This window comes from Actinoallomurus sp. NPDC052308, from assembly GCF_040679195.1.
Taxonomy (GTDB): Bacteria; Actinomycetota; Actinomycetes; order Streptosporangiales; family Streptosporangiaceae; genus Actinoallomurus; species Actinoallomurus liliacearum.
In genome coordinates, this window is the sequence record NZ_JBFAUM010000009.1 from 237372 (window position 1) to 248600 (window position 11229).

Sequence of the window (11229 nt, forward strand, 5' to 3'; positions counted from 1 at the left end):
TCTGCTAGACGGTGTGCCGCAGGACGATCGTCAGGTTCTTGGTGCCGGCCGGAACCCGGACCGTACCGGCCCTCTGGTCGACGACCGCACCGTTGACCGACACGTTCACGATGTTGTTCCGCAACGCCGGCAGCTCGACGCTGTACGCCGTGACGTCCGACACGTCACCGCTGAACTGGATCAGCACCGCCTTGCCGGCCGTCTTCAGGTGGTAGCCGACCCGGCCGCCGCTCTGCACCGGGTACCGGTCGAGCCCGATCTTCTGGCCGGTCCGGAGCCACTCGTTCGGTACGCCGCGGCCGATGATCAGCGACCCGTCCGACTTCTCGGCGATCAGCGAGTCGAACAGCACCTTGGTGGCGGTCGACTGACCCCACATGTGCTGGTTCGAACCGCCGCCGCCCCGGGCGTGGTCGATGTCCCACGGCGAGCTCGCGCTCGGGTAGTCGACGCCCTCCCACCAGCCGAACGGGCCGCTCATCGTCTTGTCGATCATGTACTGGTAGGCCTTGATCCCCAGGTCCCGGTACTGCTCACCGCGCAGCGCGGAACTGCCGTACCCGGCGTTGTACGCGCTGGAGAAGTACCCGTGCGGGTAGCCGCCGAAGTTGTAGATCGAGTCCGAGATGCCTTTACGCCGGTCGAAACCGTGCGTGTAGGTGGCGTCGATCTTGTCGATCATCGTGCCGGTCTGCTCGGCGCCGAACAGGTAGCCATCCCAGGCCCACCGGCCGAACAGGAACATAGAGGCCCAGTTCGCGTCCCGCGGGTCCTTGCGCGGACCGGTCTCGTTCGGCTCGACCATCGAGATCGGGATGTAGTCCAGCCCGTACTGCTGCATGGTCTGGTCGATCCGCTTGGTCGCGACCTTCAGCAGGTCGTCGTACTCCGCCTTCGCCCACGCCGCCTCGTCGGTCTCGCCGAGCGCCGTGGCCAGGTACCGGTAGGTGGTCAGACCAGTGAGCGCCGACCAGTTGTCGATCGTCCAGTACCCGTGCGAGTCGATCGCGTCGGTCTGCTTGATGATCCCCTTGCCGCCGTCGATCCGGTCGGTCTCGATCGTGTGCGTGTTCTTCTTGATCGTCTCGAACCGGCTGCGGACGAAGTCCTTGTCACCGGTCCGCTGCAGGTACAGGGCGTACGGCCAGCTGTACTTCCACTTCGCGTCGTCGTACTGCAGCTGTGCCGGCAGCGTGGACAGGTAGTCCTTCGCGTACGTGAAGTCGCCGATCGTCAGGAGCGTCGACACGATGCCGATCGTGTCGTGGTCGAACATCTCGTCGTACCCGTTCTCGCCGACGTGCAACTGCTTCTCACCGTTGACGTCGTCGCGAATGATCAGCGTGTAGATGTAGCCGGCCTTGTACGCGTTGATCAGCCGCTTGTCGGGCAGGTCGGTGATGTTCGCGATCGCCGACAGCCGGGTGTTCCAGTACTGGCGCATGTGGGCGTAGTGCTGGTCAAGGCCACCGAGCTGCTGCAGCTGTGTCGCGGTCGGCCAGTCGTACGTGCCGTCGAACCGGTCGGCGGCGACCGCGTAGTCGCGAACCACGGTCCGGCCGGCGTCGATCGTCGTCACGGCCGGGTCGGCCGCCGCGTTCAGCGGGGTCAGCTGGTTCGAGACCCGGGGCAGCCGTGCCTGCTTCGCGGTCGTGTTGGTGACCGTCATCCGCGAGTACGCGACCTCGAAGCGGTTGCCGCCGACAACGACCAGGTCGGCGAAGTTCTGCACCTTCAGGTCGAGGCCGTCCTTGGCGTACTCACTGACGAACGCCGGCAGGTAGCCCTCGCTGTTGTACCACTTGATCTTGCCCGGGATGTTCGGGACTCCGAAGGTGATCATCGCGTTGCCCCGGCTGCGCAGCCGGTAGCTGCCGTCGATGAACGCGATCGGCGCGTTCAGGTCGCCCTCCCAGCCGAACGACGAGGTGAGCCCCGGGTTCGTCACGCTGGTGTACTCGGCGTTGGCCGCCGACGACACGGCCTCGTCGAAGGCTGCCTTGAGCAACAGGTACGACAGCCGCAGCTCGTCGCGCTGGGCCGAGTTGTTCGCGAGGGTCGACTTGGCCGAGGTGATCTCGCTGTCCAGCTGCTTCTGCGCGGACGCGGTCGCGGCGTACACGTCGGCGGCACCGGCCTGGGTGAGCAGGTCCTGGGTTAGGCGGCGGTAGCCGTCGGCCGACGTACTCGCCTGGGCCACGCCCGCGAGGGTGACGTTGCCGGAGCCGTTCGTCTTGCGGAGCAGCTGCGCGCTGACCTTGGCGGAGTCGCCGGCGCCGAGGGTGAGATCGAACATCCTGGTGACCGCGGCGTCGGTGCTGACCAGATCCGTACTCACGAACGTCGGCGTGGTCGCACCGTTGAGGTAGACCGAGATCTTCGCCGTGGCGCGCCAGGCGCCGGAGACGAAGCGCACCGTACGGCCTTCGGCCGCGGCCGGGACGGTGAGGTCGTAGCCGTACGGCGCGGTCAGGTCGACGTTCTCGCTCGCGTCGTCGGCGAAGAAGATGCCGCCGTGACGTGTGCCCGGCTCGGCCGCGGTCGGCGTACCGTTCGTCCACGTGTAGCTGACCGGGTTGTCGTTCTGGGCGCCGATCGCGCCGCCGACCTGCCGGTTCGTGACTGCCAGCCGGGACGTCGAGTCCGGGACTCCCGTACGGCGGTTCACCGTCGAGCCGTCGAGGTGCAGCCAGTCGTCCGGGCCGTCGGCGGTCAGGTTCATCGAGACCGGTGCGGCGGTCGCGGTCAGGCTCGGGTCGGCCGCGGATTTGACCAGCGAGAGTGCGGCGGCGGACAGCGACAGGTTCCCGGCCGCCTGGAGCTTGGAGGCGAACTTGGCCGTGACCACGACGCCTTCGCCCGGGCGGATGGTCACGCTGTAGCGCTTCACGGCCGCTGTCCCGCCGGCGGTGACCGGCGTGGTGTACGCCGTACCGCTGCCGTCGGCCGCTGCGACGGTGACGGCGCCGGTGGCCTGCCAGATCCCACCCACGAACACCAGGCGCCGTGGCGAGTCCGCGGCGGGCACCTTGATCCGGTAGCCGGCGTCGTGGGCGGTCGTGTCACCGACGGTCGTGGTGTCGTAGTTGAAGACACCGCCGGTGGTGACGCCTGATGCCGAGGTCGGTGCGGCACCGTCGGACCAGCCGAACGCGACCGGGCTGTCGCCCAGCTGGGTCCGGCCGCCGGCGGGGTTCAGGTCGTCGACGGTGATCGACGGTGTCCCGGCCTTGCGGTCGACGCCGGACCCGGTGACATGCACCCAGTCCAGGTCGCCGTACGTGGTCAGGTCCATGGCGCCGGCGACCGCGCGGCCGCTCGGGAGGTTCTCGACGTTCACCACGAACGGGTCGGCCGGCGGCGCTGCCGCCCGAGCTGTGGAGGTGGAGACCACTGCGGTCACCACGAGTGTCCCGGCGGCGACGGCCGCGAGCAGTCTCGATCCGGCTCTCATCTTGTGTCCCTTCAGGCGGTCGGCACAGTGACGCGCGCCGGAGCAGCGACTCGGGCGCGTGCCGGGAGTTCGGTCGGTACTACGGCTCGCGGGTGCGCGGTCCGGGGAGGCTGGAGCCGCGGACGATCAGCTCCGGTTCCAGCAGTACGTGCTGTGGGTCGCGGGGATCGCCGGCCATCAAGTGGTCGACGGCCTGGATCAGGTGCCGGCCGACCTCGTCGATCGGCTGGCGGAGCGTGGTCAGGCCCGGACTCACCAGGGCGGCGGTCGGCGAGTCGTCGTACCCGGTGATCGCGACGTCGGCCCCGGGCCGCAGGCCGCGCTCGTGCAGGGCGCGCATCACGCCGAGCGCGAGCGTGTCGGACGCGCAGACCAGTGCGGTGGCGGGGCGGGACGAATCGAGCATGCGGTGCGCGGCCTGGCGGCCGGCCTCCAGCGAGTCCACCACCGCGGCCTGCAGGTCGGTCTCGAGCTCGCGCTGCCGGCACGCTTCGAGCCAGCCCTCGCGACGGTCCTGGCCGAGCTCGGACTCGGTCGGCCAGCCGATGTGGCCGATCCGCCGATGACCCTGCGCGGCCACATGTTCGGTGGCGGCACGGGTACCGGCGCGGCCGTCGACATCGACCCACGCCAGGCTGTCGTCGCCGTCCCAGGACCGGCCGAACGACGCGAACGGCACACCCCAGGACCGCAGCGCGGCGACCCGGTCGTCGTTGTGGTGCGTCTCGGCCAGGATGAACGCGTCGATGGACGTCTTCTTCAACAGGTCCCGGTACGCCTTGATCTCGCCGGCCTGGCCGTCCTCGGCGTGACACAGGATCAGGTGGTATCCGGCCTCGACCGCGGCGGCGTTCAGTACGTAGAGGAAGTCATCCATCAGCAACGACGCCTTGTCCGGCCGCGACGGACGCATCTTGAACGCGATCAGCGACGAGCTCCGGTTCCGCAACGCCCGCGCCGACAGGTTGGGCTCGTACCCCAGCTCCGCCACCGCCGCCAAGATCCGCTTCCGCGTCTCCGGCGCCACCCGGTCCGGGTTGTTCAACGCATTCGACACCGACTGCGCCGACACCCCCGCCCGCTGCGCCACCTGTACCAACGTCACATGCCCATGCGGCGCGGGCCCCCGAGACGTGTGCTGCGGAACCATTGCCATCTCCTGGGCAGATATTAACGTTAAAAAGATCGGCAGCAAGCTACTGAGTCCTCCCTGCGCCGTCAAGGGGTCGACCCAGAGCCTGAAGTTTTAACGCTAGACAGTCAGAGCAGTCGGCTGGCGGGCCACTCCGGACGTGCCGGCCCCCATCCGGTCACGACACACCTAGCGGTTAGGGGTCAGCACCAAGTCAGCACCGCGTGGGGAACCGACGGGAAACAATGGGGTCTGCCGAGCAATCACCGATCGACATGCAGCGTGATCAAACCCAGCACGGTCGATCACGCGTAACGCACCTGACCTGCGAGAATGCTAGCGGACCGGCAATCCTGTGAGCGTGCGGCCGATGATGAGGCGCTGGATCTCAGACGTGCCCTCGAAGATGGTGAGGATCTTGCTGTGCAGGGCAGTTTCCGCAGGTCAGGGGCACATCGGGGTGGGTCGGGTCAGCACGGGGTCAGCACGGGTCGGTCAGCGGTCCGTTTGACCATCACGGTGGGCGGCGTCAAGGACATCTCGCGCGCGTTCCCACGAGCCAGGCACCAGGTGCCCGTAGATCCGGTAGGTCACCTCGATGCTCTTGTGCCCCAGCCAGCGGGAGCTGCCGCACCGTGTTCCGCGCTGCCAGTACGTACCGTTTGATCCACGTTCGTCGCCCCAACTCTGGCCGACCAGGCTGCTGCCGTACCGGGTACTGCCGGACTGTGCCGCGACATCCGAGCAAACGACGAGCGAACAGCGTCGTCCCGGGATCTCGTGCCCCTTATTCCTCTGTGCAGGCCAAGCCGTACGGGGGCCGCCTTGTGCCTGCTCCCGCCGCGGCGAACCCCTCACGGACCTGATCGAGGAAGGACCGTGCACCGGCCGGGGACCACCGTCGCGTTCCGCCCGCCCCGGAGATCTTCCGCACCGGCGAGTTCTCCGCCCGGCTGATCCGCGCCGGACTCCGGAAGATAGCCTTTCCTGCATCCAGGGGTGGCCGTGCGGTTCACCGACCATCGCACCGGAGGGGAGGCGGAATTCATTTGCACGGGCGGGGTGCGCGGCTTCCTCGACCGCGAGCCGTAGTAGCTGCCGGCTATGTTTCCGTGATGGCGAGGTGGTCGACGGTCCCCGCGCGCCATTCGACCAGGAAAAGGGTCGCGTCGTCGGTGGTGACCCCGCCACGTTCCCGCATCAGCGCGTGGGACAGGGCCCGCACCATTTCCCGCACGCTCTGGCTGACGCGCCCAGTGGTCTCGACGAAGTCGATCAGGCGTTCCTCACCGAACTGCTCTCCACCGGTCTTGTGCTCCTCGATGAGACCGTCGGTGAAGAACAGGACCCGGTCGCCGGGGCGAAGCGCTTGTTCGCTGATCAGAGGCTGGGCGCCGCCGAATCCGACCGGGAGGGTTCCGGGGCTCTCCAGCCTCTTGATCACCTGACGATCGCGGATCAGCAGCGGTGCGGGGTGCCCGGCGTTGACCCATTGCAGGTGCCCTGTTGTGATGTTCAGACGCATCATCTGCGCCGTGACGAAATGGTCGGGCCCGAACTGTTCGTCGATGGAGGTGTCCATGAAGGCGTACAGTTCAGCGAGTCCGATGTCGGCGCGTCTGGCGTGCCGGTAGGCGCCGATGGCCACGGTGGCCAGTACGGCGGCGTTCAGTCCGTGGCCCATCGCGTCGATGACAGCCATGTGAAGGATGTCGTTGTTGAGGGCATAGTCGAAACTGTCGCCGGCGACGTCGTAGGCCGGCTCGAGGATTCCGGCCACCGCGACCTGCGGAGTGACCATGGCCAGCGGGGGCAGCAGTGACCACTGGATCTCCGCGGCCACGCTCATCTGCTCGCGACGCCTCGCCCGGACGAACTCATCGGTGTAGCTGTTCTTGGTGACCAGCGCGTCGGCGACCAGACCGGCCAGTCGCCGCAGCAACCGCCGGTCGTCATCATCGACGGATTCAAGGGTGACCGCCATGACCCCCACTTCGTCGCTACCGTCCAGCAGCGGCAGGAACATCCGTACGCCGTCGGCCAGCGGCTGTTCGACGGGGGTCGCGCGAAGAAAAGCCCGGCCGGCCGGGGAGTCATCGATGCTCTCAGCGGCGCCCCCCGTGAGCCCCCGACCCGAGAGAGGCGCGAGCGTCAGGTGGTCATAATCCTGCAACAGGATCGAGATGTCCCGACCACCGATTTTGGCGACCTCTTCCGCGACCAGCGGGGCGATGAGCTCGGGCGGCATCTCGTGAGCTCGGTCCAGCAGTGCCCCCAGCAGCCGCTCACCGAACCCTTCCGATCGATCAATCGCGATCTTGCGAGACTCCGGCTCGTTCTTCATGTCCCCACACCAGCCTTTGCCCGTAACGTCTCATGTCACCTGTTCCACGCGGCTGACGCGATCGATCCCCATCGCGACGGGCGGATGCCGCTCCACGCGCCTCAACGGGGCTGATGCAGATCAGCGCCATCGGCACAATGGCGTGCGCCGATGGCTCGGCATCGCGCCACCACCACCGTCCTCCACAATCGCATCTTCACCGTGCTGAAGGGGCATGGGCGTGCTCCTCGTACAGGCTCGCACGGTGAGCGTCCCCTCCCGCTTCGGAGAGCGTCGGGTCACCCGCCACCTGCGGGGAGTCGCTTGGGCGCCCAAAGCCATGCGCCCGGAGACATCCGAACGGGCGGAGCCGCTGATCTGTTCGGCAGTCATGTAGTGTCGGCAGGTAGATGCCCCTTCGTCTCACGCCGGGCACCGCAGGGCTGGTGCAGCCGCAGCCAGGGCCTACCCAGCCGGTCTGGACGACGCGTCCAGCCCTTGCACGCGGGTACGACCCGCCACACGGGCAAGGGCCACCCTCGGCGGGTAGACGATGGAGCCACGATCATGAACGATCGATCACCAGCCGCCTCGCACGGCCCCCCAGGCAGGCCGCCTCCGACGGCCATCAGGCCGACTCCGCCATCGCTCCCGCCGGAGATCTTCGCCACGAAGAGTGGGCCGCACCGGTCGCACATCATCGGAGACGATCGAGCACCGATGGCAGCGGCAGGGCCACCCGGCGACGGTGCGGCACCAGGTCCGCCGACGACGCGTGAGTTTCAGCCACGCGAAACGTCCGAAAGGCGCGCCGATGGCGGTCTGCCGGCAGCGCCGAATCGCGATTCCGGTGCTCCAGAGGAGCCCTCGGACGGCCACGCAGGAGACTCGGCCAGGGCGGTATGGCAGAGCCTGACCGACGAACATGACCGCGTCGCCGGCAACCTGAACGACACCATCGTCCGCCAGATGTTCGCCGTGAGCATGCACCTGCACATCGCCTTGACGCGGATCGACGACGCCCACGCGACCGAAAGGATCTGTCACGCCATCGGCGGGCTGGACGAAGCCATCAAGGATCTTCGCCTCACCATTTTCGGGTTCCACCAGTCCGAACTCGGTCCACGACCGTCGCCCTGCCGACACCAGCAGCGATCGTAGCTGTGGACCGATGTTCGCAGGCACGAGAACGGTTTCGTCCTCGGCCGCACGGGCGGAGCCGGGCGATGCTACGACCAGGGCTCCGGTGAGCCGAACCGGTCCTCGTTCGAGCCAACGGCCGTACGTGCCCGGCGTTCGGTGAACCGGGTCGCCGCCACCTCCAGCCGTTCCAGGAACTCCGCCAGTTCCTGGCGTGCCTTGTCCCCGTCGCCGTTCAGGTCTTCCCGTTCGAAGACCCGCCATTGCCGCAGGATGGGGAGCACGACGTCGTCGAGGTGGACGCGCAGATCGTAGATGCCCGCGTTGGCGATGGCGACGGATTTGCGAAGGAAGCCGTCGATGGTGTGGCCGGGCATCTGGAAGTCGGTCACGACGTCGGTGACGGCGCGCATGGTCGCGTTCGGGGACAGCTCGAAGGCCGCGGCGAGCAGGTTGCGGTAGAAGAGCATGTGCAGGTTCTCATCGGCGGCCACCCGTGCCAGCAGCCGCTCGCACACGGGGTCTCCCGAAACCTTGCCGGTGTTGCGGTGAGAGACGCGTGTCGCCAACTCCTGGAAGGAGACATAGGCCAGGGTGTGGAGCATCTTGTCGCCGTGGTCGGCCTGGTAGCCGCCCTGCATGTGCGTCATGCGCGCCCGTTCGAGCGCGACCGGGTCGACGGCCCGGGTGACGGTGAGGTAGTCGCGGATCACGATCCCGTGCCGGTTCTCCTCCGCCGTCCAGCGGTCCACCCAGGTCCCCCACGCGCCGTCCCGGCCGAAGATGGTGGAGATCTCGCGATGGTAGCCCGGTAGATTGTCCTCGGTGAGGAGGTTGACGACCAGCGCCTCCTTCGCGGAGGGCGAGATCGTCGAATCCTCGGGCGACCACGACTCGCCGTCCAGCGGGCCGTCGTAGTCCCGGCCGAGGCTCCACGGCACGTACTGGTGCGGGAACCACTCCTTCGCCGTGGCCAGATGACGGTCGAGTTCGGCCGCGACGACGGGCTCAAGCTCGGTGAGCAGCTCGAATGTCGTCGCCGGCCCAGATGTGTACGGCATATGATCCCCCGAATGGTGGCATGAACGGCGCCTCGTCGGCGTCAGTGATCTTTATCCCCTGAGCCTGCTCTCCCACGCCCGGTGTCATGGTCACGGCGGGGTTCGGTCGTCCCCACCCATGGGGAAGTCGTCGGCTCATGGGTCAGGCGGTCACGCCGCCGTGCGGTGAAGGGCCGGCAGGTGGCCGAGCCGTGTGGCGGCGAGGATGGGGGAATGACGAAGGCGCGGCCGAGCCCGGTGATGCGCGGGAGCCGGGTCACGTCGCGTCGGGATCCCGCCCCGCCTGCTCCCGATCCGTGAATGGGCGACCGTTACGCCGAGTCAGAAAGTCACGCCTCTTCCGCGGACCGTAACGACAACGCGGGCCGCGACGACGAGGGAGAAGTTGACGAGGAGCGTATGAGGCTGGTTGCTTCCCTGCTCGGCGACCACCAGCCGCGCCACCGCTCCATTCTGCATCCAGCCCGCCAGCTGATCTTCCGTGGGGGGCTCGTCGAGGAGTAGCAGCTTCCAGTCCGTGGTCTGTCCCACCACCCGCAGATGAAGCTCGGCCATGGGCTTGGATTCAGGCATCTCGATCCCCGTCGTCGCCTCAAAGGGAAGTCTATGACGTGGACACGGCCGGGGTCCCCGGTGGGTGGGACCGCATGTGCGGGACCCGCGCCTCCGGCGCGAGCCCCGCGACACGTTGCCCTGATGTCAGGCGGGAATGATGTTCTCGGCCTGCGGGCCTCGCTGGCCCTGCGTGATGTCGAACTGGACCTTCTGCCCCTCCTGCAGCTCACGAAATCCCTGAGCGGCGATGTTCGAATAATGCGCGAAGACGTCGTTACCCCCGTCTTCGGGCTGAATGAAGTGGGCTCCAGCCGCCGAGATACCCCAAACCGGAGAGGAACCCGACATGAACAAGAATGCGCCTGTGGTCAAACCAGCAGACGCACATAAAATCTATGGGAACCAGAACTGCAACTATCGCCAAGTTATCACTTGAAAACAAATCCGCAGCTCGGTCGCATCGAAACTTCATCGTCCGTTGCGCCGAGCCTGTCGCTCGGCAATGGCGGCCACCACCTCGGTGACATGGCGGCGGCACACTGGATCACGAGAATGACGTCCGCTGAACCAATCGGTGTCCACGACCAGTTCTGCGGGGTCGCCACAGAGGCAGGCGTCCGGCGCGCCCGGCGGCAGGGGCTGGACGTGTGGCCGCTGGTCGGCCCGTCTCGGGCGGAGATCCACGGTCTCAGGATGATCGGCCCGCTCGGTCCGGCCGGCGTCGGGAGGGTGTCCGCTGGGAACGCTCCGCGGTCTCGGTGCTTTGGGGGCTCGTGCGTCGAGTGGCCAGATGCCGGACATCATGCCCTGTCCGCGCGGCTGTCGGGTGGTCGGGGTGTCATGTCCGCCGGCCCGTCCCGGCCGTGGGCCTGCTCCGCGAGCGTCTTCACGCGCTGACGTTCTGGGTTGCCGCGAGTCGCGGGGAGCGGCGGTTCCGCCGGCCGCGACGGCCCGGCGCGGAGCCGCCGTTCCGGGAGCCTGGGGCGCTTGGAGAAGGCAGGGTGACGGGGATGCCGGAGGGCGTGCGGGCGCCGGTGATGCGGCTGAGTTCGGCATCGCCGGACCGTACGCGCGTGGAGTGGGGCGTGATGCCGGCGGTGGCCATCAGCTGATCCATTTCGCGGCGCTGATTCGGCAGGACCAAGGTGACGACCGTACCGGATTCGCCGGCGCGGGCGGTGCGGCCGCCCCGGTGCAGGTAGTCCTTGTGGTCGTTGGGCGGGTCGACGTTGACGACCAGGTCCAGTCCGTCGATGTGGATGCCGCGCGCGGCGACGTTGGTGGCGACCAGTACGGTGACGTCTCCAGTGCGGAACTGCTCCAGGGTGCGGTTACGCTGCGGCTGGGACTTGCCTCCGTGCAGTGCCGCGGCGCGTACGCCTCCGGTGAGGAGCTTGCGGGTCAGCCGGTCGGCGGCGTGCTTCATGTCGACGAACATGATGACGCGGCCATCGCGGGCGGCGATGTGCGCGGTCGTGTCATGCTTGTCCGCCACCGTGACGTGCAGCAGGTGGTGCTCCATGGTGGTCACCGCCCCCGCCGACGGGTCGACCGAGTGGGTCAC

The 11229-nt window shown here is 67.8% G+C and carries 8 protein-coding genes and 1 pseudogene; 1 reads left to right on the forward strand and 8 read right to left on the reverse strand.

From position 1 onward, the window contains the following. Positions 1-4: 4 nt before the first annotated feature. The 4 genes and pseudogenes from AB0L00_RS23560 to AB0L00_RS23575 form a co-directional block, all read right to left on the reverse strand. A complete protein-coding gene (locus AB0L00_RS23560) occupies positions 5-3454 on the reverse strand; it encodes a hypothetical protein (protein ID WP_364437880.1) in 3450 nt (1149 codons plus the stop codon). Positions 3455-3533: 79 nt separating this feature from the next. Next, positions 3534-4559 carry a LacI family DNA-binding transcriptional regulator gene (locus tag AB0L00_RS23565; RefSeq protein ID WP_364437883.1) on the reverse strand — a complete coding sequence of 342 codons (1026 nt, stop codon included), beginning with the start codon at positions 4557-4559 and terminating at the stop codon, positions 3534-3536. A 363-nt stretch (positions 4560-4922) separates the two neighbouring features. Further along, positions 4923-5009 (reverse strand): annotated as a pseudogene (locus AB0L00_RS23570) (acyl-CoA dehydrogenase family protein); the annotation flags it as partial. A gap of 679 nt (positions 5010-5688) precedes the next feature. Further along, entirely contained in the window at positions 5689-6930 is a 1242-nt protein-coding gene (locus AB0L00_RS23575; protein WP_364437886.1) for a PP2C family protein-serine/threonine phosphatase, read from the reverse strand. 699 nt (positions 6931-7629) lie between these two features. Between AB0L00_RS23575 and AB0L00_RS23580 the strand changes: the two genes are divergently transcribed. Continuing rightward, positions 7630-8070 (forward strand): histidine kinase, encoded by a 441-nt coding sequence (locus tag AB0L00_RS23580; RefSeq protein ID WP_364437889.1) that lies wholly within the window; start codon positions 7630-7632, stop codon positions 8068-8070. 68 nt (positions 8071-8138) lie between these two features. Here the strand turns inward: AB0L00_RS23580 and AB0L00_RS23585 are convergent, their stop codons facing one another. From AB0L00_RS23585 to AB0L00_RS23600, 4 genes are all read right to left on the reverse strand, one after another. Next, entirely contained in the window at positions 8139-9110 is a 972-nt protein-coding gene (locus AB0L00_RS23585) for an acyl-ACP desaturase (protein ID WP_364437891.1), read from the reverse strand. A gap of 321 nt (positions 9111-9431) precedes the next feature. Further along, a complete protein-coding gene (locus tag AB0L00_RS23590) occupies positions 9432-9683 on the reverse strand; it encodes a hypothetical protein (protein WP_364437894.1) in 252 nt (83 codons plus the stop codon). 126 nt (positions 9684-9809) lie between these two features. Next, positions 9810-10013: a cold shock domain-containing protein gene (locus tag AB0L00_RS23595; RefSeq protein ID WP_364437917.1), complete on the reverse strand. Its 204-nt coding sequence runs from the start codon at positions 10011-10013 to the stop codon at positions 9810-9812. A 538-nt stretch (positions 10014-10551) separates the two neighbouring features. Then, positions 10552-11229 (reverse strand): C-terminal helicase domain-containing protein (locus AB0L00_RS23600; protein ID WP_364437897.1); only part of this gene is annotated, 678 nt, incomplete at its 5' end.

What these genes read in the sequence shown, in the direction of transcription:
- AB0L00_RS23560 (WP_364437880.1), bottom strand. Translation starts at nt 3,454, where the DNA reads ATGAGAGCCGGATCGAGACTGCTCGCGGCCGTCGCCGCCGGGACACTC.
- AB0L00_RS23585 (WP_364437891.1), bottom strand. Translation starts at nt 9,110, where the DNA reads ATGCCGTACACATCTGGGCCGGCGACGACATTCGAGCTGCTCACCGAG.
- AB0L00_RS23575 (WP_364437886.1), bottom strand. Translation starts at nt 6,930, where the DNA reads ATGAAGAACGAGCCGGAGTCTCGCAAGATCGCGATTGATCGATCGGAA.
- AB0L00_RS23595 (WP_364437917.1), bottom strand. Translation starts at nt 10,013, where the DNA reads ATGTCGGGTTCCTCTCCGGTTTGGGGTATCTCGGCGGCTGGAGCCCAC.
- AB0L00_RS23590 (WP_364437894.1), bottom strand. Translation starts at nt 9,683, where the DNA reads ATGCCTGAATCCAAGCCCATGGCCGAGCTTCATCTGCGGGTGGTGGGA.
- AB0L00_RS23580 (WP_364437889.1), top strand. Translation starts at nt 7,630, where the DNA reads ATGGCAGCGGCAGGGCCACCCGGCGACGGTGCGGCACCAGGTCCGCCG.